Genomic DNA, 24,765 nt, shown 5'->3' with positions numbered 1-24,765 from the left:
GCTTAATCCAGCAACAACCACCAGACACCTGAGATCTCAGGAATAGCTGGTTATTTCTTACTGCCTATTTATTAAAAAGTCTGTGCGATTATAATAACAAGCCTTATAATAATCCGCTCGTCAAGGCCATTATGGTGAAATCTCCCCGGAAGATACATTACGCAGCCATCTCTGTGCTCTTATTGGTGATGATGATCAGCAGTAATGGGTGCATCCCAACCATTAATCATACCCCCTCACAGGCATCCACCTCACCTGCCATGACGCTGACGGCGCTCCCGAGTGTCACCACCTCACCAAGCAGCACGCCGCTGCCCTCCAGTACACCGACTGAGACGGCAACACCTACCCCAACCCTGGTTCCCACTTCCACACCCATTCCCCACCCAATGAGTATCCCCGTTGCCAGGGGTAAAGCTTATCCAGGCAGCCAGATCACCATTGAGCAAACCCTGGAAACGGGTGCAAATTATTACCGCTATATCGCCTGGTATAAATCGGATGGACTGAAGATTTACGGCCTGTTGACCGTTCCCTTTGGTGAGAAGCCTGAAGCTGGCTGGCCTGCCATCGTATTCAACCATGGCTACATCGCTCCAATGGCCTACCGGACCACTCAAAGATATATTTCTTACGTCGACCAGCTGGCACGCAGTGGTTATATCGTGTTTAAGATCGATTACCGCGGACATGACCGCTCAGAAGGAGATGCCGGAGGAGCGTACGGCAACCCAGGCTATACCACCGACACACTGAACGCTGTTTCTTCCCTGCAGACCTTCCCACAAGCAGATCCACAGCGGATTGGCATGTGGGGCCATTCCATGGGAGGCTTCATTACCCTTCGCGCTATGGTCATTTCATCCCAGATCAAAACTGGGGTGATCTGGTCGGGGGTAGTCGCGTCATATCCCGACTTGTTATGCTGCTGGCACCATATCCCACCCAGGGACCCGACGCTATCCCCCGACCCGGATTACCAGGTTCGCTGGCGGGATGTGTGGCAGAGCCAATTCGGTACCCCTGAAGAAAACCCTGATCTTTGGAAGCAGATCTCCGCAAATTCGTACCTGCAAGATTTATCGGGACCACTCCAAATTCATCACGATGTTGGGGATAGCGAAGTGCCGGTGAAGTTCTCGCAAGATTTGTACCAGGCGATCCTGGAGAGTGGCTCACCTTATCCAGTGGAATATTACGAGTATCCTGGCAATGACCATGATATTGCCAATTATTTCAACCTGGCGATGAGGCGCACGATCGAGTTTTTTGATAAGTACTTGAAAGGTGATGGCTAGAATTTTTGATTACGGATAGATAGATTAATTTCTAGTCCAGCAAAGCAGCATAGGATATCAATAAATAGACGTTGGATAGTGCTAAATCTCTTTTCCAAGGGCGAATATCTTGGTTGCTATTCGTGTTGAAATTCACAACATAATGTGATATCATCTAAATTACAACTGACCCATCCATGCAGGCTCCAGCATTGTGGGGATTTTTTTATAACGAAGGCCTGAACTCTAAATCGAAATCCTCTAACAAGGATTTCGATTTTTTTCTTTAATATCCTTTCCACACGGTCATCCCTTCAGTGGAGGTTCCCATGCACTTGCCTAAAACCCACACAACTGCTCAGGTATTGTGCCTGATAATCATTATCACGCTGATCGGTGCTTCCCTCCCCAGCTGCCAGCCTTCAAAGCCCACGGTAGCAGGAGAGCAAATCACTGGGACTGATGTGCAATCAACCATTGAAACGCAATCCATCAATCCTGAGGCCTCAGATGCGGTCAGTGAACAGCCATTACAAACCACTACTGGTTCAGCTAACCCATCTGTGCTCGGATTTGTGTTCGATCCAGATGTAACACCTGTCCCTTATGCCCTGGTAGCGGATGCAATCACCGACATCAACGGGGCGGTTTCAGGAGACCTGGAGGGCAGCTCGGAAGGCTGGTTGGCAGTCAAGTCTTTGGGTTATGCCACCTCTTTTACCAGGCCAGGGACGCCGATCAACGGGACCGCCTTCTTCGAAAGCCGCCTCACACCTTTCCAGGCTTTCCTGTTGGTGAATTCGGGAGAAGAAGCCAGGCTGGAAGTTGGAGAGGCTGGTCAGTTACAAGCAGGGATCTCGATTCCAGCAGATTCTGTCTCACCTTTACCGACGATCCTTGAGGCAACGACCGTAAACGTCCACAATGTTGGACCAGCCCAGGCACCGCTTAACAATGGCGCGGAGATGGAGTTGGCCTTTGTATTGGCCATCGAGGGAAGCACGGATGATGGTACTGCCGTGTCTATAACACCCGGGAAGGCGATTTCCATAAAAATCTCACCCGATGTGAACTTGCCTGCCAATCCAACCCTGGCGATCTTCGATGCGCAAGCCGGAGAATGGCAGGTAGACGATGGGGCTTGCATACCAGAATCAGATGGGGGGTTGTTGTGCACTGTCTCTCAGCTCAGCTCTCACATTGGATTATTTGTACCGCATGTTGAAGCGGTTTTGCCAGATCTTTTATTGCAGCAAGGACTATCCGCCATGAAGCATTTATTCCGTCCCATATTCGCCAGCGATGACCAGACCTATCAGGATGCCTTAATCGATGTACAGGAATGGGGTCGCATCATGGAATGGGAGCATACGCGCACCGGCTCGAACAGCCCCGAGTCACAACAGGAAATGGTAAACCGCTTGGGTAAGCTTGCGGAAGCTGCTGAAGCCTATGCTGCCAGCTACCCAGGACCTTCGGCTGTCTCCCATTTACTCCAGGCAGCCGACCTGGCGACTGCCTTTGGGGAGCTTGAACTGGCTGCCAGATTATTGAATGAGGCTGCTACACTGGTGGAGAAGATGGCGGATGACCTGCTGAAAGATCCCAATTGTGCTCGCATCCGCGAAATGACAAATGTATTACAACTGCTCATCCTGGTGGGAGGCAGCTCGGCCAAAGTGGATGCCATGAATAATAAAATCGCTGAGCTGGCCGAATGCGACGAGTGGCTTGGGCATATCAGTGTTGCTTTAAACCTGAGCGGCACGAACCCGGGACTTGAGCGATATGCTCGTGAATCCGGCTGGCCAATGTGGACAGAGGATCATCGCGTGATGATGGCGACCAATGTGAAAACCTACGCCCTTCGGGGTGAAGATACGGTGAAGCTTGATTTTGACGAGGTGAAATACGGCAAGTATGACCGTGATAATTGCCACAACTACCTGACCCATGGGCTTGAGGCAGGCGGTAACATTATTATGAAGTTTGATGGCACATATGACGGCTATGCCTTTTCGGTGGGAGACCTTCAATCTGAAGGTGGCTCAGCCACGGTGACGTACGGAGCTCATGCGGAGAGATACAATGATGAAAAGGAAGAATGTGAGACAGTTGCAGATCAGGTGATCCCTGCTCCGAATTACACCACCTTGCTCCAGCATGGCTTCAGCAGCTCACCGCCTATCACCATCCAGGAGATGCTTGCCCAGGGTGGAAATCTCGAGATTACTGGAGGTATGCCGCTGAACAACGAGGCGTACGAGTTGGGCATTTTACCAGTCGAATCAGGCTATATCCGCTGGTATTTCCGACATACACAGAGATTCCTTCCAGTGAAATAGTGCTGTTGGCTAAGCTACGGTAAACCTCAAGTTTGGTAAATAAATATTAGTAAACGAAAAGGGCTGCCAAAAACTATATGGGGCAGCCCTTACGTTATTTATTCTTAATCTCGATGCTTACGCTTTAGAATCTACTGCGAGCATCGCTGCGCCTACACGTGGGCCAAGGATACGCTCCAGGTCATCCTGGTCAATGGTCTCGTCCTTAAGCAATGTATCCACCAGGGCATCCAGCTTAGCATGTTCGCGCTCAAGCATGGATTTTACCTCATTATGGCACTGGTCAAGGATCGCTTGAATGTTGCGATCAATCAGCGCGGCAGTCTGTTCAGAATAGTCCCTGCCCTGGGTCAGCTCATAACCTAAGAAGGGTTGTGTTTCATCCGTATCGATCGTCTGCAGGCCGATGCTGCCCATCCCCCAACGGGTGATCATACGCCGGGCAAGTCGGGTAGCTTCCACCAGGTCATTTTCTGCCCCGGTAGTGATATCGTCACAGGCGATCTCTTCAGCTGAGCGCCCGCCCAGCATCACACGGATGCGTGCCAGCAGTTCATCCTTGGTGTAGTTGTAACGGTCTTCTTCTGGCATCTGCTCCGTCACCCCCAGGGCACGCCCATGCGGAATTATGGTTACCTTGTGGACCGGGTCAGTGTTCGGCGTCAGCCATGCCACCAGGGCGTGCCCTGACTCGTGGTAGGCCACGATGCGCCGGTCTTCCTCTTCTAATATCAATGGACGCACCTCTCCCAAGATGATACGGTCGATGGCCTCCTCAAAATCCTGCATATCCACGCTGTCGTGGTTCTTGCTGGCGGCGACCAGGGCGGCTTCATTGCATAAATTAGCCAGGTCTGCCCCACTCAGGCCTGTTGTGGAGCGCGCCAGGGTGTTGAGATCGATATCGCTGGCCAGGTTGATCTGACGGGTGTGGATCTGCAAGATACCTTCCCTGCCCTTACGGTCAGGTAATGCGACATTCACCTGGCGGTCAAAGCGGCCCGGGCGTAACAAGGCCGGGTCGAGCACGTCTGGCCGGTTGGTGGCAGCCAGGATGATGATCTCATGGTTGGCATCAAACCCGTCCATTTCCACCAGCAGCTGGTTGAGGGTCTGCTCGCGTTCATCGTTCACGGTGCCGATGCCAGCCCCACGGCGACGACCCACTGCATCCAGCTCGTCGATGAATACAATGGCAGGTGCGGTGGTTTTTGCCTGTTCGAACAGGGTGCGTACCCGGCTGGCGCCCACTCCCACAAACATCTCGACGAATTCAGAGGCACTGATGTTATAGAATGGGACGTTGGCTTCTCCAGCTACTGCCCGACCAAGCAGCGTTTTGCCTGTTCCGGGAGGCCCCACCAGCAGCACCCCGCGTGGGATGCGCGCCCCTAATTTATGGTATTTCTGCGGGCTGCGCAAGAAATCCACCACCTCCTTCAGCTCTCGCTTGGCTTCATCCGCACCGGCTACGTCCTTGAAAGTGACCTTGTTATTATCCTCCACGAAGCGGCGGGCTTTGCTGCGCCCGAAAGAGAAGATCGTTTCCTGCCCGCGTGAAGCCTGCCTGCCCAATAACACCAGGAAACCCACCATCAGCAGGATGGGCAAACCGTAGGTTAGCACCAAAGCCAGCAATGGGCTGGATGAGGGTGTAACGCTAACTTCAACGTTGTGTGCGGTCAATAATGGGAGCAAGGTCGTATCACCAACTACTTCTGGGTAGGTGGTGGTGAATGTGGTGTAGGTGACTGGCGTGGTGGATCCAACCGTTGTGCCTGGAACCGGTGCCGTGGGCAATATCAAATCAGACCCCGGCATTGGCTGGGTGAATTCACCCTTGATTGAGCTACCACTGATCTGTACCGTTTTTACGTGGTCATCCTTTACCTGCGCGATAAAACTGCTGTATGGCAGTGTAATCTGCGGTTGGCTGCGTGGCCAAAATGCATACAGGTTCCAGGCCAGCAGGCCGACCATGATCACCCACCAAATGGGATTGAGATTTGATCTTTTTGGCTGTTTTTCTGATTCCATTGAATCCTCCTCCACCCCCATGGTCAATTGTAACCCAATGAAAAAAGGTGTAAAGAGGTGCAGGATTAAGCTTCATTAAGACAAATCTGGGGTGAGCTCATCGTAGACATCCTGCTCGTAGTGAAAAAATTGAGCGTATTGAACTATTTTGAATCAATAAACAAATTTTCGTTATTATATTTTCCACTTCTGCTTAAGTTTATATTAAAAACAAAGGGAATCCAGCTTGGGTTTTCCAAACTATCCTCCGGTGGCCTTCACCAGACAGGATGGGAAGGCGTAACATATTGTTTGTTACCTCTAGCCGGGTTTCCTGATGTGCGTGAAGAAATGGCACCAGGCAATTTTCAGCGTACTCACCCATCAACAGATCACTCGCTGCAAGAAAATTATCGTCCAGCTGGACTTTTATATGGGCATGATGGCTTGGGTCAGAAGCTTTATGCGCACAAATCCCGAAATACTGGCCAGATTGGCAGTTGAAATGCGCCTCACGTATGGCGAACGCACAGCTGAACGTTATCCATGTGCACACCTGGAAAAATTCCTGCGCGATAGTATCCGCAATGTCAAACTTCCCTTTGGCACGGTCACCTTGGAAAGGAACGACAGAGGCAATCAAATTAACTGGGTAGGAAAATAAATGCTGCGTCTGTGATTGACATTGATCCAGTGATAAACTTAGAATAATGAGCACATTTTGGTTTCAGCAAAATCTGATTAACATTTCGAGAAAAATATTGAAACCAACTAATCAGCAAGCTAAGAGCAGGTAGCCAAAAAAAGAAAAATGGAAACAATCCAATCGACACAACCCAAAAACAACGCCTCGATCGTGAGTTTAGTGGCTGGCATCATTTCGATCCTGGTTTATCCGCTGGATATCCTATTGGCAAGATTACTGCCCCCTGAATATCAATATGGGATTGGTTTGTTGCTTTTCATTTGCACGCCTGCAATCAGCATAAGCGCAGCAATTACAGCCATATCCACGGGCATCCTCTCTTTGCAACGAATTAGAGAGGATCACCGAGAGGGAAAAGGCATCAGTATTGCGGGAATCATTTTAGGGGCGCTGGGGCTGCTGGTAATTTTTGCCTTTGCTTATCAATTATTTATACGGAATGGGTAACCGCGATTTTAATAATGCCCATTACTCAGCTATTTTCTGTGAGCTTTGATGGTGAACTATGCTGTTATGATACAGAAAAATGGGCTGTCCAAATAGATGGATATCTTTTTACCAGTGTGCCAGGATGAATGAGTATGAGTAGGTATATGCAGGTCGCCTGTCGATGATCGAGGTGTTGCTATGAATGCCTGGTTGCAATATCACCTTCGAAGTTCCCGTCAAAGACCCACTCTATCACCCGTTGGATTGGTAGATTGACCTCACATTAATTATGCTGGTTGATAGGGGGGTGCTTATCTTAATAATAAATAATAGAAAGGCAAAAAGCGTCCGTTCCTTATTTTCATGCCGGTTGTATGGCGGTAGGGGCGAAGCATTCAAGCCTGACGATCTGACATCAACCGGCACCATCTGAATGCTTCGCCCGTACGTCATGATGCAGGGCTGTCTCAGTTACTTTTGGGACAGCCCCTATTTGTAAAGATTCGATAAAATCCGCGCTATTCCTTATTACTCACCGTAGACCAGGTAATTACATAGTAGTTCTTGATCATCAAAAGATATACCTGACCATTCGTATGAAGTGATTGAGCACTGCCAGTCCCCCGGAGTGACCTCAACACAAGCTTCCTCGAAGACCGATCGCCCGGAAGTGCCGACGACCGCACCATGACCAGGAATCGCCATGATCCATGAAGTACCAGAAATCTCGACCCTGTCTCTCCAGACTCCATTTTCAAAACCAAGATATGTGATTCTGGTTAGTCCACTCGCCCGTGTATGGACAGTTCTGTCTTCATACGAAACACTTCCTACATTAGAGCCTGTAAAAGTTTCACCTACTATTTGTCCATCTTTATCGAACCATAAAAATGAACTTCCCCTCATATCAAGGTGTCCAGCCACCCAGACCCCTAAGACAGGCCCACAGGTGTCCCAGTCAGGAAAATCAATTTCAATGGCTTCTCTTTCGTGAACAGGCTTTGTTGCGCTGGCGGGTATGACGAAACAAATCGCCAGCAGCATTACGATCAGGACACTGCGAACATGAATTTTGCGCCTCATGCTATCCTCCTCAGGGTAAAAATGCATTTACGGTTTAGATTGGCTCTATCAAAACATTGGCAGTCGTTAGTCAATCCTACTTGAGATATCTACCGGTTCACAGTAGACAAGCAACTAATGACAGTGATCACCTCCCCTCCAATAGATACCTGTTTCTAGTTACCTAGCGGTGCTTGATGAAGTTGTAGATAGCCTGGTGAGCTGCTTAAGGAATAACCGCCCTGGATTTATTTTCTAAATATTTTATAGAAAAATCTAAATGGTTGTCAATAATTAAAATCAGCGATGAAAATATCGAATCATCGCCTTCTCAATCTGGGTCGATTGTATAATGGGGATGCATGTCAACAGGAGGGATGAGTAAATGACTGACACAATTAAAATCAACCGTGCCCCGGTGCTAACGCTGTGGGGTGCAATTGTAGCTGAAAGACTTGGGTATAACCACGAAGAAGCCCTGACCCTCGGGAAAGCGGTAGCAGGGTTGACTGCCCAATCCAAAGGTCAGCGGCTGGGTATTTACACGAAGGTAGAAGCTGAGCTGGATGAAAAGGCCAGTAAAAAGCCAAGGGAGCGGAAACCAGGTGAGGTGCTGTGGGTCGAAGTGGTCGGCAGGCGTATCCCAGCTGTGCAAACCGAGCATGGGCTGCGGGCAACCAATAAGGACGAAGCGATCGACCCGCAAAGCGTCGAGCGTTACCTTGAAAAGAAATTCGGTCCAGGGCTAGACGAAGCACGCCAGGCACTTGAAGCTCTGGCGCACGCATATCCTCCCCATGAGCTGGAGCGGCGAGCTTTTGGGCTATATGAGCAGTTCCGCCCTACCGTCCCCGAGGGTGTGCAGGGTTGGGGTGCAGTCGGAGAGCTCAAGCTAGAGCGCATTCGCCAGCTGGCAAAAACAAGGTAGAGCTGGTCACGTGCCTGGCAAGGGTATGAGCCGAGTTCACAAGTGAACAGGCTGCGAGGGGAGAAGCGTTATGCAGGATTTCAGTGATAATCCCTATATACTCGCAGCCTTCGTAGCAGCAGGGTTACTGATCAGTTGGTTGGCACGCACTGTATATAAAAATAAACCTGCAGGCTGTAAATGGCTTACCATTGCGTTTGGCTGCTTCATGTGGGCTGGGTTGCTCTTTATCCTGATTTTTCTCTACCTTTACGAACATGGGATCCTCAAGTAAACGGTCCATGTCGGTTTTTTAACAGGGCGCTTCAGTATCAGTCGATGGATTAAATTAATTACGATCCGTCAAGTCATCTTGGGGGATTTTGATATTATTAATTCCCAGATAGTTCGTATTTGACGTATAAATCTGTTATATACTCTGATTACATCCGATTATCAGGGCAAATCTTAGCACTCACAGGAGGCAGGTATGGAAGACACACCCAAGACCTATCGCAGGAATATCGCTTCTCTGGTGAGCCTGATTGCTGGAATAATAGCCGTTCTTTGCGTAGTTATTGTTTATACTTCCAACCTTGAGATTCCTTCCAGTCAAAATCCCCTACTGTTGATCGCTTATATCCTCATGCCACTCTCCGGACTCACTGCCATAATCAGCGGGATAGTCGCCCTGTTTCAGATCAAGAAGTCCGGTGAGGCGGGAACAGGCATTGCGTTGATTGGGATAATCCTTGGGGCTATTCCATTCTCATGTGCCTTATTGCTTTTCATCTACTTGAGCTTGCCTTTGTATTTCTAAACAAATGACCATACCCAAAAGTAGCGTAGCAGAAATCATCGCATTTCTGATCATTGGTGTAATCATCTTTCGCATTATCAATGCTCCCTTCTTAACGAAGCAAGCGAAAAAGGGCAAAGGCAATCGCCATTTGTGGGGAAATTACTTATCGATTTTGGGGGCTATCTTGACATCCCTGGGCTGATTTTTTTTACTTTTTGTGTAGCATCTCCAACGGCTGACAGATTACACCGGAAATGATGGCTGCCGTGATCCCTTACATGGTCGTGGGCTTCCCATCCCTGATCCTGGGTATATTTCTCATCAACAATCCGTAAACCGGTAGCCGATACTATTTAGTGGTGATTAATAATGCTGGGATTCAGGTTTATTTACTAGATTTCCTGCCCCTTGAATTGCGCCGTATACAGCTTATAGAAGAATCCCTTCTTATCCAGCAGCTGCTGGTGGCTGCCCTGCTCCACGATTTCCCCCTCGTTGATCACGATCACATTATCGGCTTCCCGGATGGTGCTCAGGCGGTGGGCGATCACGAAACTGGTGCGTCCTTCCATCAGACGCAACAGGGCTTTCTGGATGCGCGCTTCCGTGCGGGTGTCCACCGAGCTGGTAGCTTCATCCAGGATCAGGATGCCCGGGTCAGACAGGATCGCCCGGGCAATAGACAGCAGCTGGCGTTGACCCTGGCTCAGGTTGCCAGCCCGCTCCGAGAGGATCGTCTGGTAGCCTTCTGGTAGCTGCCTGATGAAGTGGTCTGCATCGGCCATGTGTGCCGCTTGAACAACTTCTTCATCCGTGGCATCCAGCCGGCCAAAGCGGATATTTTCCATCACCGAGTCAGAAAACAAGAAGGTATCCTGCAGGACGATGCCCAGCTGCTGGCGCAGGTCATCTTTGCAGATTTGGCGGATGTCCTTGCCGTCAATGGTGATGCTGCCTTCATCGATCTCATAAAAGCGTGAGAGCAGGTTGATCAGTGTGGTCTTCCCGGCTCCGGTCGGGCCAACCAGGGCAATGATCTGCCCGGCCTTAGCCTGCAACGACATATCCTTGATCACCGGCTTGCCGGGGATGTAGCTGAAGTTCACCTGCTCGAAATTTACGTCGCCGTTGATTGTCTTCAATGAATAGGCTTCAGCCACATCGCCGATCTCGGTCGTTGTATCGATGACTTCGAAGACCCGTTCCGAGCCAGCTAACGCGGCCTGGATGGAATTGTACATGTTGGCGATGTTACGCAGTGGGTTGATGAAGTTTTGCGCGTATAAGATAAAAGCGGCGATGACGCCCACCGATACCTTGCCTTGCAATGCCAACAAGCCACCCAGCCCGGCGATCACGATCACAAACAGGTTGCCCAGCACATTGGTGATGGGCATGAGCAGCAGGGCATAACTATTGGCGGTCACACCTGCCTTGAATACTGCCTGGTTGCGCGTGCGGAAATTATCCAGCACTGACTCATTCCGCCGGAAAGCCTTGATGACCTTCTCACCACTGATCGACTCTTCCATGACCGCGTTCAGCTCACCCAGATTCTTCTGCAGCTGTTGGTATCCCCTGCGGGTGTAGCGGGCCACAAAATTGGTGAATGCAAACATAATCGGAACCACAACCAGGGAAGCCAGGGCTAACCAAAAATCCATCAGGAACATGGTCAGCAGGATACCCACCATTGAAAGCACACTGGCGATGAGCGACGTGACGTTTTGCGATACTGCCTGATTAATGGCGTCAATGTCGTTGGTCAGGCGGCTCATCAGCTCGCCCGACTGGTTACGGTCATAGAAGCTCAATGGCAGCAGCTGTAGCTGGGTGAACAAGTCTTTGCGCATGCTCTTCAAGGCGCGCTGCGAGACATTTGACATGATCCAGTTGGCGATAGCCTGGAACACGTTATTAAACAGGTAAGAGACTGCCAGAATCAGCATGACCCACCCCAAACCTGCTGCTTTTCCTGGGATAATGTAATTGTCCAGGGCAATATGAATCAGGTAAGGTCCGGCCAGGCCTAACAAGGTGTAGATAACCACGAACACCAGCACCGACACCAGCTGAACCTTGAACGGTAATAAGTATGCAGCCAGGCGCATCACAGCGCTGCGGGGATTTTTTGCCTTTTCGATCTTCCCAGGGTCCGTAGGCCGGCGTTGCATCATCGCCACGCGCACGCTACCTGCCCCGTAGCCGGTTGCCTGGGTGCTCATTGAGGCACCTCCTCCAACTCGGGCGACAAGGCACGCATGGAATGGTTTCCGCTGCCAAGCTGGGAATCATAGATTTCACGATAGATCCGGCTGGTTTTCATCAGCTCCTTGTGCGTGCCCTGGGCTACCAGGCGGCCCTCATCCATGACGATGATCTTGTCGGCATTGAGCACTGTGCTGATGCGCTGGGCGACCATAAAAGTCGTATGCTTATATTCCTGGTCCTCCAGAGCTTGCTGGATGCGGGTTTCTGTCTCCACATCCACTGCACTGGTGCTGTCATCCATGATCAGCACGCGCGGCTTCAGCAGCAAGGCTCGGGCGATTGCCAGGCGCTGCTTTTGACCACCAGAGAAATTTGCTCCGCGTTGTTCTACATGGCTGTCATAACCCTTGGCTAACTCCATGATAAAGTCATGCGCCTGGGCGACTTTCGCCGCGGCAATCACTTCTTCATCTGTAGCCGTCGGGCGCCCATAACGGATGTTATCCCTCACGGTCCCGCTGAATAGCACCGACTCCTGGGGTACTATAGCAATATTTTCCAATAGCGATTCCTGCTTCAGCTCCCGGATATTCACTCCATCGATGGTCACCTGACCGTTGGAAGGGTCGTATAAGCGTGGGATCAGGTTGACCAGGCTGGTCTTGCCCGAACCAGTTGCCCCCAGGATGGCAATCGTCTGGCCTGCTTCGGCTGTGATATTCACATCCGTAAGCACGGGTTCGTCCCCCGAGCCATTGTAATGAAAGCTGACATTCTCGAATACCACCCTCCCGGGGGTTTTTGCAGGCATGCTTAATGCTCCTGGCACATCCTGGACTTCCGGTTCGACATCCAACACCTGGTTGACCCTTTTAGCTGAAGCGATGCCGTTTGCCCAGACTTGCGAAAGCTGGGTCATCATCACCAGGGGCACCATAGTGGTGGTGAGGTAATTGGTGAACGCCACAATTTCGCCGGTGGTCATCGTCCCGTTGATGGCTTTTAACCCTCCCACACCGATGACAATCACCACCCCGAAGTTCACAAAAACAGTCAGCGCGGGTGACATGGTAGACATAAAGCGCATCACCTTCACAGACTGTTCTGTAAAGCCTTCATTGGTAGTCTCAAAGCGCCGGTTTTCGAAATCGGCCCGCACAAAAGCTTTCACGATGCGTGCTCCGGCGATGTTCTCCTGCAAGACGTTGTTCAGCCGGTCGAGCTTCTGCTGCACACTGAGGAAAAGCGGCTCCATCCGGCCAATGAAAAAGACGATCACAATAGACGTCACAATTAATAGTGGGACGATCCACAGCGCCAGGGTTGGGCTGGTGTAAAACATCAGGATCAGACTACCGATCATCAGCAACGGAGCGCGGGTGCCAATACGCAGCGAAATCTGTACCAGGCGCTGGACTGCCCCCGAGTCACTCGTCAACCGGACGATCAGCTGGCCGGTTTTCATCCGGTCGAGATTTCCATATGAGAAAGTCTGGATCTTGGAGAAGATAGCATCCCGCAGGTCGCGTCCATAATTCTCGCTTACCTGTACGGAGGTGATATTGTTACCAACCGCAATGAGAAAACTCGCCAGTGATATACCCAGCATCATCAGCGATGTCTGGATGACCACAGCCTGGTTTTGCTGGTTGATCCCTTGATTGATGATCTTCTTCACCAGCGTGGGGATCCACAGGTCAAAAATCACCAGGGTGGAAAGCAACACTAAAGCCACCACTGCCCGGCGCCAGTAAGGTTTTGCATATTTGAGTAACTTGAGAACGTCATTCATCGATAATTGCCCGTATTCCCATTCCCCTGGAACAAGGCTAAATCATAATCCAGTTTGCGTAACCCGCCAATGAGATTATGATAAATTATTGTGAATCCCCCCGCTAAAACTTGGGGTTATTCTCTCGGGTAATCTGTATATACGATCACCGATCAACTTTCGATAGCTTGGACTGGGGCAATCTTTCAGGGCAGGCATACCCTTCCACATGGCAAGCCAGCTGGTGAGCGACTGCCCTGACGATCTCATCTGGCACACCTTCGGGGGTGGTGGATTGCAGGCGCAGGTCAATCTGGTCGTTTACGTAATCCACGATCGTGAATTTCCCATCAGAGTTCAGCGCGATCTCAGTGGAGAACAGGTCCAAACCGCATAAATTAGCGATGGAAGTGGTGATTTCATCTAAAGCATGCAGGTGGTGGCATAGCTTTTCCGCTTCGGTGACTGGCGCATAGATATGATTGGATGGATTCCACCAGCAAGGGAATACCTGACCACTGCAAAAGATCACCCTGAACCAGGCGGGGCGGCTATCCAGCTCTACCGGGGTGATGTGTGCCTGCAGCAGATAATGATCGGTGGCATGTTCCTGGCGAACTGTCAATGCCTGGTTCCACGTCGTAGCATTGGTCATCACACCGACCCCGCCACTGCCATGCGCTGGCTTTATAGTAAATTGTTCACCGAGAGAACCCAGGTCCATCTCAGGCAGCTCGGGGTATTCGATAAATGGCGGTAGGATGATCGTGGGGGGCACATTCAAGCCTTCCACGAGCAGCATGGTATGAATATCTGCCTTGTTCCAGGTGCGTGAAGCCTGTTCGTAAGGATTGATCGAGACAACAGCATCTTCACTCACCCACTGGACGAGAGGTAAGAATTGACTATCCACATCGGAGGCGCGGTCAAAGAACACCCGGCAGTGGATTTCACCCCCCACGAGCATATTTAACATCTGCGGCAGGTTATCCGGCTTGATTTGCAGTAATGTCATCCCCCTGGATAAGCAACTTTGCTCAAGCAAACTTACAAAGTCAGCATCGTATGCCCAATTCCAGGCAATACATAGATCATAAACAACCATAAATCTCGTTCCCCGGATGCAGCATTTACCAGTAATGACCCGTAAAACACTTGTGCAGCCGTTCGGTTACCAATAATATATATCTGCAGTATAACACAACTGATTCTAGATGAAAACGAGCCTGATTATCGGGATAATGTAAATGATCACGCATCGATGATGGATAATTTATTACCGTATCCATCCAATCAATGCTATCTTGTTTTCATGCTATGATTCTAGGTGTCACTAACCAAAAAAAGATAAGCATATATGAGAAGCGGGCAGACGACCGAAAGGATGCACCAGAGTGTTTTCTTACTGGCAGCGGGGCTGACTTACGCCGCCATCCTGCTCCGCTCTGCTCTGACTAATCGTGATACCGCCAATCTGGCTTTTGTAGTGGAGGCGTTACTCGGTTTCCTGGCGCTTTTCCTCGTAGAACAATGGCTATCGCCTCGCATCGATAGGTACTTCCATTTTTATTTACTAGTCCAAACCACCCTGGTTTGCCTGTTATTTTACAATCCCGATCTGAAGCAATTCGATTATTATTCGTTGCTATTTGGCATCCTGGGCATGCAGGTGATGCGTCAGGTCAACCGTGCTAGCCGGATAGCCTGGTTAGTTATCTTCTTTATTCTGATCAGTTACCGGTTCATCAGCCTCCAGGGAGTGCTAGCAGCCTTGATTAACGTGCTCTTGTTCGGATCGGTGATCATATTCCTGTGTGCCTATTCGTTGTCCACACGCCAGGCAGAGGTCGCTAACGAGGATCTCCGAAAACTTATGAACCAGGTTCAGACAGCCAATCAACAGCTTGAAACTTATTCGGACACACGCAGGCAGCTGGGAATCGCTAATGAACGTCAACGGCTGCGGCGTGAGCTGCATGATTCAGTCACCCAGACGATTTTCAGCATGACCTTGACCACCCAATCCGCCTTACTCTTGATGGACCGTGACCCCACCCGGGTGAGCGGACAACTTGACCGTTTGAACCAGCTTGTCGAGGGGGCGCTGGAAGAGATGCACACCCTCATCTCAGAATTACGACCCGACCATATGGCTGGCATAGGTTTGGTTGCCGAATTCCAAAAAGAGGTCGAGCGCAGGCGGATCTCAGATGGGTTAGCTGTCTCCGTTCAGATTGATGGAGAACAGACTCTATCAGTTCAAGAAGACCAGGCACTATTTCATATCCTCCAGGAAGCATTAAACAATATCATTAAGCATGCCCAAGCTAGCCAGGCAAGCTTTCAAATCCATCTGGATGATCCAATGTGGATTGAAGCCATAGATAATGGCACAGGGTTTTCTAGGGTATATCCGTCTGGCAGTTCTGGTCTGGGCATACCGGGGATGCACGAACGGGCGAATGAGATCAACTGGGATATCAAGATCCAATCTGCTCCGGGTGAAGGCACACGAATCCACCTGAAAAAAAACTACCAGTTGGAGACTAACTGTGATGGCTGAAAACGAAATCATAAAAGTTTTGATCGTGGATGATCACCAGGTAGTGCGCCAGGGTCTGCGGACCTTTCTCGAATTGCATGCAGATATCTCGGTGATTGGTGAAGCTGAGGATGGCCTGAGAGCACTGGAGATGATCGAGCTGCACCATCCGGATGTTGTACTGATGGACCTGGTCATGCCTGGGATGAACGGCATCACCACCATTCGTAAAGTACGTGAGTCTGGTATTCCGACCAAGATTATCGCACTGACTAGCTTTTCAGATGATGATAAAGTATTTTCCACCATCCAAGCGGGTGCTGCCAGTTATCTATTAAAAGATGTCTCACCAGACGAGCTTGTGGAAGCGATCCGGGCGGTCCAACGCGGCGACGCGCGCTTACATCCGGATATCACCCGCAGATTGATGGACCAGGTGTCTCAGGTGAACTCGGCCTCCCAGGAAATATCCAAAGAAGAACTTACCGGCCGCGAGAAAGAAGTGATCTGTCTGGTAGCATTGGGACGTAATAATCGTGAGATCGCAAAAGAGCTTTATATCAGTGAAAAAACAGTGAAGACACATATCAGTAATAGTTTGAGCAAACTCCACCTGAGCCAAAGGACCCAGCTCGCCATATATGCAATAAAAAATCACCTGGTGGAGATATGAGCTAAGGTTGGAATCGATGACCGTCATTGATAGACACATCCGCAACACACCACTGAGAATCCAGGTCGGGGTAATCCCCTTGTTCATGGCTTGTGGCGCCCTCCTGCTGAGGGTGGTCACATACAGTTATTCCAAGTACCCCAGCCTTTTCACCTGGTATTCCGGCTTAGTTTTCGCGTTTCTCATCCTATTCCTGCTGGTATCTTTCCGTCCCTTGCAGCCAAAAAAGCGATTTTACGTAATCTACCTGCTACAGTCGGTAATTATTTTGAGTATGATTTCGCTGCCACCCCATCTGGATATCATCATGTCATTGTTCACCCTGATTTGCTATCAGATGGCGTTGGTTTTGCAGGCAAAAGACCGCTGGGCCTGGTGTGGGGTATTCTGTGCATTAATACTCATCGGCTTGATCGTCTGGAAGGGAATGATTCTCGGGCTGGCTTTAGCATTGATCCCGATTGCGGGCAGCATTACCGTGCTTTCTTATGTTATAGCCAGCCAGGAAGTTGAACAGGCAAAGCAACACAGCGAAACGATGTTAGCTGAGCTTCGGGTAAAGAATACCCAACTGCAGGAATATGCCAGCCAGGTGGAGCAAATTGCGGCGATTGAAGAGCGTAACCGGCTGGCGCGTGAACTGCATGACTCAGTCTCGCAAACCATGTTCGGTATTATCCTCAATACGAGATCGACCCAGATTTTGCTAGAGCGTGATCCGCAACGCATACGCCCGCAGCTCGAGCAATTACAGCAGCTTACCCAGGCAGCCCTGGCAGAGATGCGCAGCCTGATTTCCGAGCTGCGTACCGACAAGACCAATTAAGGTTTTCAAAGTACTACTACTTTCGCCCTAGGACGAACGTCTGAGCTCCTTCCACCTTGTGGATTAGAAAATAAATACATCCGGATAGCAGTGACATTCCGACCCAAGCCGGGTGTGTTTCAGGTTGAATTCCTATATGATGGGTAGGAGTGCAACCCGGAGCCTCCCATGGCAATATCATCTTCTGATGTCCATTCCAAAACACAGCAAATTCGAGTCCTGATCGTGGACGATATGCCCCAGGTTCGCAAGGAGCTGCGCCTCTTGCTACAGCTCTCGGGAGAATTGGAGGTCGTCGGTGAAGCAGGAAATGGCCAGGAAGCCATTAAACAGGCCGAACGCCTCAAGCCAGATGTTGTCATCATGGACCTGGAGATGCCAGTCCTTGATGGATTATTGGCCACACAAGAGATAAAACAACGAAGCTTAGCCACGCGTATCGTGATCCTCAGTGTGCATTCAACTCCCGCTAATGTGGAAAGTGCAAAGCAAGCTGGTGCTGACGCATTCGTGCAAAAAGGCAGCCCTTATATAAGCCTGATCGAAGCAATCCACACATCCAAACCCCACACAGGAGAATAAAAATGAATACCAAGAACATCCTCATAACTGGCCTGGTTGGCGCTGTCATCACCCTGGCACTTACCAATATTCCTTTCATTAACTTCGTGAATTGTCTGATTTGTGCAGGTTTTTGGGTGGGACCGTTGTTCGCCACCTGGCTGTACAAACGCATGAGTGGCTCACTCACCACAAAAGAAGGCGTCTGGGTGGGAGTAACTGCCGGTGTTATCGCAGGTGTGATCGGTTTCCTGCTCAGCTTTATTGGCGTGGCAGGCATGGCAGGCATCGTCAACCAGATGAATATGTTTATGTCTCCGGAAGATCAGATCAATATGGGCGGAGTAGAAGGCGTAGTTGGAAATATTTTAGTCACATTCTTTGGAGTGATTTTTGACATCGTTGTCGGCGCGATCGGGGGCCTCATCGGTGCTGCCATATTCAAAGATAAAACCAAACGTGCCCCCCAGGTATAAAGCGGCAGGTATGGTACCAGAGTATGGATCTAAACCCTTGGAGGAAAAATGAACAGAAAAATTGCTCTAATCTTTTTAGTGCTGATCTCCTTGATCCTTTCCAGCTGCATGAGTGCTTCGTTTTCAGGGAATTATATCGTCGGCAAGGGTAAAACCATGCACGGCAACCTTTTTGTCACATCGGGCACGGTCACCCTCGAAGAAGGCAGCCGGGTGACCGGGACAATCCTGCTCACCAGTGGTGTCTTGCGCATGGATAAGAATTCCCAGGTTGGGGGAGACGTAGCATTGACCTCTGGAGATGTCTACATGGCAGAAGGATCGGTGATCCACGGCGATCTGATCCTGTCCAGTGATGATATCGCGATCCACAAATCCAATGGCTCGACCGTGGAAGGCAGCGTCACGACCAATATTGCACCTTTCATCGGCTCGATACTGGCCAAAGGTATTCTATTGTACTGCGTCCTACCCATCGTGCTACTTATTGCAATCATCCTGGGACTCGGCACCTGGCTTGGACGACAATCGAAAAAGAAACCCGAGGTTATCCATGCGACTGCTGCCCCTTCAGATGATGCCCAGGTTAAGTTACAAAATCTCAAGAAGATGCTGGACGATGGCTTGATCTCTCAGACGGATTACGAGGCCAAGAAAGCAGATATCCTGGCAAAAATGTGAGGCATAAGACCATCACTGCAGCATACATTAACAGGAGGTAGCTTGCCTGCTATGAAGTACATTTAAAAAATCCTGAAATTACAACACGTGATCATGGCTGCTACATTGCTGCTCATCATCGTCATCGGCCTGATCCCCATCATGGCGGTAAATGTAACCCCTGCCAGCGCTCCGACCAATAAATTTTCTGCCGAGCGCGAGATGCAAGACCTGCAGGTAGTAGCCGCTCAACCGCACCAAATGGGTTCATAAGCTCAGGCAAAGGTGGCTGAATATTTACTCAAGAAGCTTAATGAAGCTGGGGTTCTACCGAAACTCAGGCTACTGGAAACCTGTTGAACATCATTGTAAGTATCCCTGGAAGCCAACCGACCGGAAAATTCCCTCCCACTGGTCATTACGATACACACTCTGGTGCACCCGGAGCAGGTGATGATGGTGTTTCGACCCTAGCAATGCTGGAAGCCATCCGCATGCTGCTCTCGTCAGAGAAACTTCGAAACGACATTATTTTCCTTTTCTCAGATGGTGAAGAAGCTGGTTACATGGGGTCGACTGCATTCATGATGTCGTCGTTATCCGACCAGATCGATCTCGTATTTGTTTTCGACTCCTGGCCAGGGCATGGTCCGACCACTCTGAAACAGACCAGTCAGGGAGATGGCTGGCTGGTTTGTAGCCTGGCGAAAGCCAATCCGCGTGTTTTTGCCATGTCGTATGGCGTTAATAATAAACGCTCGGGATTTGACAGTGACTTCGACATGTTTTCTTCACGACTGCCTGGCATAGAGTTAGAAAATAATCGCACCGGCACGCGCTACCATAGCCCCAATGACACCGTGGATGGTGTGGACCCCAGCCTGGTGCACAGCCAGGGTGAGGCCATGCTTAAACGGATCCGTTACTTCGACGCTCTCGATTTGAGCCAGGTGACCCAGGAAAAAGACTATTCCTTCATCACCTGGCCTATTGTCGGGATCGTAACTTAACCGTATTGGATTAATATGCTTTTGAGTGTGGTTGCTATTGTTGCGGTCGGGGTGACGATCACCCTTGGGTGGCTGAAAGGGCGGAAAATCAAACCGCTGCCAACCCTGATCGGGGTAGTGGTGTATGCCGTGCTGTTATTCAGCTTGGTGTTGATTTCTGAGGTCTTATGGGCCCGGGTGCTGGCAGCCAATCCAGCCACAACTGGTGTTGCCTTCCAGGATTTCCACGACAGCGGCTGGGCAATTTTGGGTTTTCTCCTGGTAACAGAAATCATCTTCGTGGTGCTGATGAGCTTGCTTGCCCGCTACACACGGGTGCCGTCCCTAACTGCAGGAGCCATGATTGCCTGGCTGGCATTCGGGTTTTATTTATTCGGACCAGCCACATATGATTTCGGCAACCCACTGATGATCGAGTTTACCTCCTGGTCACTACTGGCAGGCGCAGGTGGATTGGTCGTGGCAACTTTCTCTACTGCGCCTTTACAAATGTTGATACTCCTTATCCTATGCTCCATCCCAATCATCTTTATGTTTGCCCCGCTGATCGAGTTCTCCATGCTGAAACCCATAGATAAGGCAAAGGCACCGGTATTATTGCTGATCTATGCCATCGGACTGCTCATGCTGCAGATTCTATTTAGTACAGGACAAGGTGAGCTGGACTCCAGCAAAACCTGAACCGACCGATTTCATTACTTAAGCAACATCACGATGGGAGGAAAAATGAATAAAAAAACGATCATCACAGCAGCCGTAATCGTTGTCCTGGTGGCAGCCCTTGGAGTCGGGGCTGCCATTCTCATCCCGAGGTTAGGCTCTGATGATTCTACTGGAGCATTCTGGCCGACCAAAGGATGGCGGACCAGCACCCCTGAGCAACAAGGCTTTGATTCGGTTAAGCTTGCGGAAGGATTACAAAATCTCAAGAAAAATAAAGCCCTGATTGATAGCTTGCTGATCATCCGCAATGGCCGGGTGTTGCTGGATGCGTATTTTTACCCATACGACCCTTCCATCCCGCATGATTTGGCATCGGTCACGAAAAGTTTCACCACCACGCTGATCGGATTGGCGATTGGTCAAGGGAAGATCCAGCTCGACCAACCCATGCTGTCTTTTTTCCCCAACCGCACAATTGCTAATTTGGATGATTGGAAGGAGAGCATGACCATCCGGGACCTGGTGAGTAATACCAATGGTTATGAATCGGGTTGCCTCACCCGTGACGAGCCGACTTTAGATGCAATGCGCGCCACGCCGGATTGGGTGCAACAGGCCTTGGATCGAAAGATGGTAAGGGAACCGGGTACCAGTTTCTGTTACGATAGCCCCGGTATGCACCTGCTTTCTGCAATTATCCAACAAGCCAGCGGGATGACTGAGCAAGAATATGCTCAGAAAAACCTTTTTACACCACTGGGCATCCAGGATGTGTACTGGCAGGCTGACCCCCAGGGGTACACTCATGGATGGGGTGATTTGTTCCTGAAACCGCTGGATGCTGCCAAGCTGGGATATTTATGGCTTAACCAAGGCTTTTGGGATGGCAAGCAGATTATCCCTCCCACATGGGTGACAGATTCTGTCAAACCCTACAATAGTATTACCCCTTCGGATGATTATGGTTATGGCTGGTGGGTATCCGAGGATAGCTATTTTGCATTTGGAAGGGGCGGCCAAACCATCAAGGTATACCCCCAATTTAATGCCATAGTGGTTGTCACAGGCAACGGTTTCGAGTATGACCAGGCAGGTAAGATCCTGGAAGCAGCCTTTATCGATCCGGAAAATTCCCTACCACCCAACCCTTCGGGTGTAGCAAAGTTGGAGTCGGTTGTCGCCGCGCTGGGGCAGGCAGCCCAGCCCTGGCCTTCCAGTTCCATGCCGGACACAGCTCGAACGATCTCGGGAAAGACCTATAACCTGAAGCCAAATCCCCTTGGTATAAGTTATATTCGTCTTGAGTTCAATGGCAACAAAGAAGCAAAGTTATTCATGAATGATGATGGCCAGGAGGTTGTTTGGACAGTTGGCCTGGACGGGAAATACCGGATGGGAGACGATGGAAAGGCTGTCAGAGGCTACTGGTCTGATCCACAGACCTTTGTCTTTGAAGTTTTCTATGATGGTTTGAATATCTACAAGCTTCGCTACGCGGATAGCAAAATGACCTTAGAAACTTCGGTGATGAAGATCGAAGGCGTGCAACAGAATCCATAATGATCGATTCTGTTGTATCGGACTTCGGAAATATGAGCTATTTAGCTAGTTTTCCTGGTGACTTTACTTATCCGCAAGCCGGAGGATGATCAGGCAATTTCAGTCCTTACGGGCAGCAGGTTCTGCCCTTCTGCCATGTGAGCCTGCATCAGGTTGCGGGCGCGCTCGATCATCACATCCAGAATTTCCTGGTCCGGCTTGGTGAGTTCTTCAGTAGATATCGGATCTGAAAATGTAAGCCGTGGTTCCACCATATTTAATTTCGGCAGGAAGATGGATTGGATGACCTGTAAGACTTCGGCTACCGTGCGCTGCTTGAGATCATCCCCCATCAAGCGCACGAATATATTCCAGCGCCAGTGAGCCGATACAACACCGCTCACGATGGATAACAGTACCTGGGTCTGAGGTACTTGCTTCAACATTAATTCCACGCTACGCGACCACTTGCCAAGGTCTTTCATGGCTTCTGGCGATAATGCCGGGTCGGGGTCGATCCGCCCGCTTGGGAAGATCAGCACTGCCCCACCCTGTTTAAGATGATCGATGGCGGACCGGACGACCATCATGCGCTCATGCATGCCTTTTCGGGGAACATAGATAAGGTGATCGGCTGCATTACGAATACCTTGGATAAATGGGATTCCTGTGGCAACGATTTTCAGATCGGGCCGGGGAATGCTGGCAGCGATGATCAGTGAATCGATCGTGCCCGGGTGGTTGGAGGAGATGAGCAGTGGCCCTTCGGTGGGAATATTCTCCGTATTATATGCTTCATAATATTTGACAAACCTGACCGCCATTTGACGCGCAGCTTCCCTGAAACTGAATTCAGCTACCAAACGATCAAATGTGCCAGCCAGCTCAGCAAAGCGATGGGCTGGCGGCCACATCAACGGGCCGAATGTCTTCCGTACCCAAGAATCAGGTGATTGCTTAAAGATGCGGAAGATCTCGTCAGTGACATTACGGGTCAGCGCGTCGATATCAATATACTTATCCATGAGGTCACATTGTTAGCTTTCTTGTCAAGCAGTTTCTACCATCTCTATTTTATACGTTTTCCAGAAAAATTCCACTACTTTATGAATACTTATCTGTTTTGTTAGACCCCCAACAAGGCTGTGGCATGGATCACAGACAGTTTAGGCAGTCATAAAATCCAAGTTGGCGAGTATACCATATACCACTTTTGCTAATTTCCATGAAAACCAACGAGTTTTAAAAAATGGGTGGATTCTTCTTGTCATTTCTTATGAAATGATTATAATATCCAGAATATTGCTAAATTCCCGTGTAATTATCGTTGAAAAGTAACTCTTTTTGGGCAAATCGTGCAGATTCGGTGAAAATATCGAATAGATCTATACCACGAACCACTTTATTGATTAATACATCATTTTAGTCATAAACAGGAAGTGGTAAATGAGCGAAGACCTCAATAAACCGCTCTACACGCGCATCCAGGAATATATTGCCGAATTGATCCTTTCGGGCAAGCTCAAGCCGGAAAGCAAGATCCAATCGGAACGGGAATTCAGTGAAGACCTGGGAGTAAGCCGCATGACCGTTCGGAAGGCCCTCACGGAGCTGGTCAATGAAGGGCTACTGGAACGTAAGCATGGCTCCGGCACTTATGTTGCTAAACCAAAGGTCACCTACGAATGGGTGGAGATGGTGGATTACGTAAAGGCCATGCAGCGCAGGAACATCGCCACCACGACCCAGTTGCTGGAGTTCAGCGAGATTGTCGCCAGTCGCCGTCTTGCGGAGATATTGGAAATCGAGATTGGCGATCCCCTCTATCACCTGGTTCTCCTGCGTTTTGCTAACCGTTACCCGGTAATCCTCGAGCGCGGCTATTTTCCCTGCCAATGTTGCCCCAAAATGGAAGACTGGGATCTAGAAAAAACCGCTACGATCGACCTTTTGACGGGAGTGTATGGGATTAAGCTTGGACGTACCTCACAGCACGTGGAAGCGGTGGCTGCCTCTGACACCGTCGCTCAACAGCTCAGGATCGAGGAGGGATTTCCGCTTCTGATGTTGTCTCGCCTGATCTATAACCGTGAAACAGCCAAGCCAGTCGTGTTTTTCCAGGATTTCTTACTCAGTGATTACGCTCGCATCCATACCGATATTGATCCCGAAGGGGTGGATTCTCTGGAGAGGCCGGATGCGCCAGGAAAGGAGGCAGAATCGGAGACCAACCAGAAATGAGCAACAGTTTTCCAGTGATTTACTATTGATTCAACCATCATGATAAGG

General features: G+C 49.9%; 24 protein-coding genes. 18 read left to right on the top strand and 6 right to left on the bottom strand.

Going from position 1 to position 24,765, the window contains the following annotated elements; all coding sequences use genetic code 11:
* Nucleotides 1–389: 389 nt before the first annotated feature.
* Both C3F13_13800 and C3F13_13795 read left to right on the top strand, forming a co-directional pair.
* Nucleotides 390–1,298 (top strand): alpha/beta hydrolase, encoded by a 909-nt coding sequence (locus tag C3F13_13800; GenBank protein PWB51654.1) that lies wholly within the window; start codon nt 390–392, stop codon nt 1,296–1,298.
* A 308-nt stretch (nt 1,299–1,606) separates the two neighbouring features.
* A complete protein-coding gene (locus tag C3F13_13795) occupies nt 1,607–3,622 on the top strand; it encodes a hypothetical protein (protein ID PWB51510.1) in 2,016 nt (671 codons plus the stop codon).
* 117 nt (nt 3,623–3,739) lie between these two features.
* Here C3F13_13795 and C3F13_13790 read toward each other — a convergent pair whose 3' ends face one another.
* Nucleotides 3,740–5,680 (bottom strand): cell division protein FtsH, encoded by a 1,941-nt coding sequence (locus C3F13_13790; protein ID PWB51509.1) that lies wholly within the window; start codon nt 5,678–5,680, stop codon nt 3,740–3,742.
* 295 nt (nt 5,681–5,975) lie between these two features.
* Here C3F13_13790 and C3F13_13785 point away from each other — a divergent pair, with 295 nt between their 5' ends.
* Entirely contained in the window at nt 5,976–6,302 is a 327-nt protein-coding gene (locus tag C3F13_13785; protein PWB51508.1) for a hypothetical protein, read from the top strand.
* Between the two features lie 147 nt (nt 6,303–6,449).
* Entirely contained in the window at nt 6,450–6,791 is a 342-nt protein-coding gene (locus C3F13_13780) for a hypothetical protein (GenBank protein ID PWB51507.1), read from the top strand.
* A 510-nt stretch (nt 6,792–7,301) separates the two neighbouring features.
* On the opposite strand, the gene C3F13_13775 is transcribed toward C3F13_13780, so the two are convergent.
* On the bottom strand, nt 7,302–7,856 hold the full coding sequence (locus C3F13_13775; GenBank protein PWB51506.1) for a hypothetical protein: 555 nt from the start codon (nt 7,854–7,856) through the stop codon (nt 7,302–7,304).
* A gap of 364 nt (nt 7,857–8,220) precedes the next feature.
* On the opposite strand from C3F13_13775, the gene C3F13_13770 reads away from it, so the two are divergent.
* From C3F13_13770 to C3F13_13755, 4 genes are all read left to right on the top strand, one after another.
* On the top strand, nt 8,221–8,763 hold the full coding sequence (locus C3F13_13770) for a hypothetical protein (GenBank protein ID PWB51505.1): 543 nt from the start codon (nt 8,221–8,223) through the stop codon (nt 8,761–8,763).
* 70 nt (nt 8,764–8,833) lie between these two features.
* A complete protein-coding gene (locus tag C3F13_13765; protein ID PWB51504.1) occupies nt 8,834–9,037 on the top strand; it encodes a hypothetical protein in 204 nt (67 codons plus the stop codon).
* Nucleotides 9,038–9,232: 195 nt separating this feature from the next.
* Nucleotides 9,233–9,562: a hypothetical protein gene (locus C3F13_13760; protein PWB51503.1), complete on the top strand. Its 330-nt coding sequence runs from the start codon at nt 9,233–9,235 to the stop codon at nt 9,560–9,562.
* A 4-nt stretch (nt 9,563–9,566) separates the two neighbouring features.
* Nucleotides 9,567–9,746, top strand: coding sequence for a hypothetical protein (locus C3F13_13755; protein PWB51502.1), 180 nt, complete (start codon nt 9,567–9,569; stop codon nt 9,744–9,746).
* Nucleotides 9,747–9,936: 190 nt separating this feature from the next.
* Here the strand turns inward: C3F13_13755 and C3F13_13750 are convergent, their stop codons facing one another.
* The 3 genes from C3F13_13750 to C3F13_13740 form a co-directional block, all read right to left on the bottom strand.
* Nucleotides 9,937–11,721, bottom strand: a complete 1,785-nt coding sequence (locus C3F13_13750) for a multidrug ABC transporter ATP-binding protein (GenBank protein PWB51653.1) — start codon at nt 11,719–11,721, stop codon at nt 9,937–9,939.
* Between the two features lie 44 nt (nt 11,722–11,765).
* Complete coding sequence (locus C3F13_13745; protein PWB51501.1) at nt 11,766–13,547, bottom strand: multidrug ABC transporter ATP-binding protein; 1,782 nt, start codon at nt 13,545–13,547, stop codon at nt 11,766–11,768.
* Nucleotides 13,548–13,692: 145 nt separating this feature from the next.
* On the bottom strand, nt 13,693–14,631 hold the full coding sequence (locus tag C3F13_13740; GenBank protein ID PWB51500.1) for a hypothetical protein: 939 nt from the start codon (nt 14,629–14,631) through the stop codon (nt 13,693–13,695).
* A 252-nt stretch (nt 14,632–14,883) separates the two neighbouring features.
* On the opposite strand from C3F13_13740, the gene C3F13_13735 reads away from it, so the two are divergent.
* The 9 genes from C3F13_13735 to C3F13_13695 all read left to right on the top strand — a co-directional run bounded on the left by C3F13_13735 (nt 14,884) and on the right by C3F13_13695 (nt 22,497).
* Nucleotides 14,884–16,089, top strand: a complete 1,206-nt coding sequence (locus C3F13_13735; protein ID PWB51499.1) for a hypothetical protein — start codon at nt 14,884–14,886, stop codon at nt 16,087–16,089.
* Complete coding sequence (locus tag C3F13_13730) at nt 16,082–16,741, top strand: DNA-binding response regulator (protein ID PWB51498.1); 660 nt, start codon at nt 16,082–16,084, stop codon at nt 16,739–16,741. The genes C3F13_13735 and C3F13_13730 overlap by 8 nt, the downstream gene beginning before the upstream one ends.
* A gap of 16 nt (nt 16,742–16,757) precedes the next feature.
* Nucleotides 16,758–17,567 (top strand): hypothetical protein, encoded by an 810-nt coding sequence (locus C3F13_13725; protein ID PWB51497.1) that lies wholly within the window; start codon nt 16,758–16,760, stop codon nt 17,565–17,567.
* Nucleotides 17,568–17,735: 168 nt separating this feature from the next.
* A complete protein-coding gene (locus C3F13_13720; protein ID PWB51496.1) occupies nt 17,736–18,149 on the top strand; it encodes a hypothetical protein in 414 nt (137 codons plus the stop codon).
* A 2-nt stretch (nt 18,150–18,151) separates the two neighbouring features.
* The gene (locus C3F13_13715) at nt 18,152–18,604 is read left to right on the top strand and encodes a hypothetical protein (GenBank protein ID PWB51495.1); all 453 of its coding nucleotides are present in this window, start codon (nt 18,152–18,154) and stop codon (nt 18,602–18,604) included.
* A 48-nt stretch (nt 18,605–18,652) separates the two neighbouring features.
* Entirely contained in the window at nt 18,653–19,285 is a 633-nt protein-coding gene (locus tag C3F13_13710; GenBank protein ID PWB51494.1) for a hypothetical protein, read from the top strand.
* A 332-nt stretch (nt 19,286–19,617) separates the two neighbouring features.
* On the top strand, nt 19,618–20,274 hold the full coding sequence (locus C3F13_13705; protein PWB51493.1) for a hypothetical protein: 657 nt from the start codon (nt 19,618–19,620) through the stop codon (nt 20,272–20,274).
* 15 nt (nt 20,275–20,289) lie between these two features.
* Nucleotides 20,290–20,955 carry a hypothetical protein gene (locus C3F13_13700; GenBank protein PWB51492.1) on the top strand — a complete coding sequence of 222 codons (666 nt, stop codon included), beginning with the start codon at nt 20,290–20,292 and terminating at the stop codon, nt 20,953–20,955.
* Nucleotides 20,956–20,988: 33 nt separating this feature from the next.
* Nucleotides 20,989–22,497 (top strand): 6-aminohexanoate hydrolase, encoded by a 1,509-nt coding sequence (locus tag C3F13_13695; protein ID PWB51491.1) that lies wholly within the window; start codon nt 20,989–20,991, stop codon nt 22,495–22,497.
* Between the two features lie 89 nt (nt 22,498–22,586).
* Here the strand turns inward: C3F13_13695 and C3F13_13690 are convergent, their stop codons facing one another.
* Nucleotides 22,587–23,501: a hypothetical protein gene (locus C3F13_13690; GenBank protein ID PWB51490.1), complete on the bottom strand. Its 915-nt coding sequence runs from the start codon at nt 23,499–23,501 to the stop codon at nt 22,587–22,589.
* 421 nt (nt 23,502–23,922) lie between these two features.
* Here C3F13_13690 and C3F13_13685 point away from each other — a divergent pair, with 421 nt between their 5' ends.
* Nucleotides 23,923–24,717: a hypothetical protein gene (locus C3F13_13685; protein ID PWB51489.1), complete on the top strand. Its 795-nt coding sequence runs from the start codon at nt 23,923–23,925 to the stop codon at nt 24,715–24,717.
* Nucleotides 24,718–24,765 lie beyond the last annotated feature (48 nt).

The sequence above is a fragment of the Anaerolineales bacterium genome, from assembly GCA_003105035.1.
Classification (GTDB): Bacteria; Chloroflexota; Anaerolineae; order Anaerolineales; family UBA4823; genus FEB-25.
The sequence above is the reverse complement of the archived record's forward strand: the minus strand, read 5'-3'. Positions and strand labels throughout refer to the sequence as shown.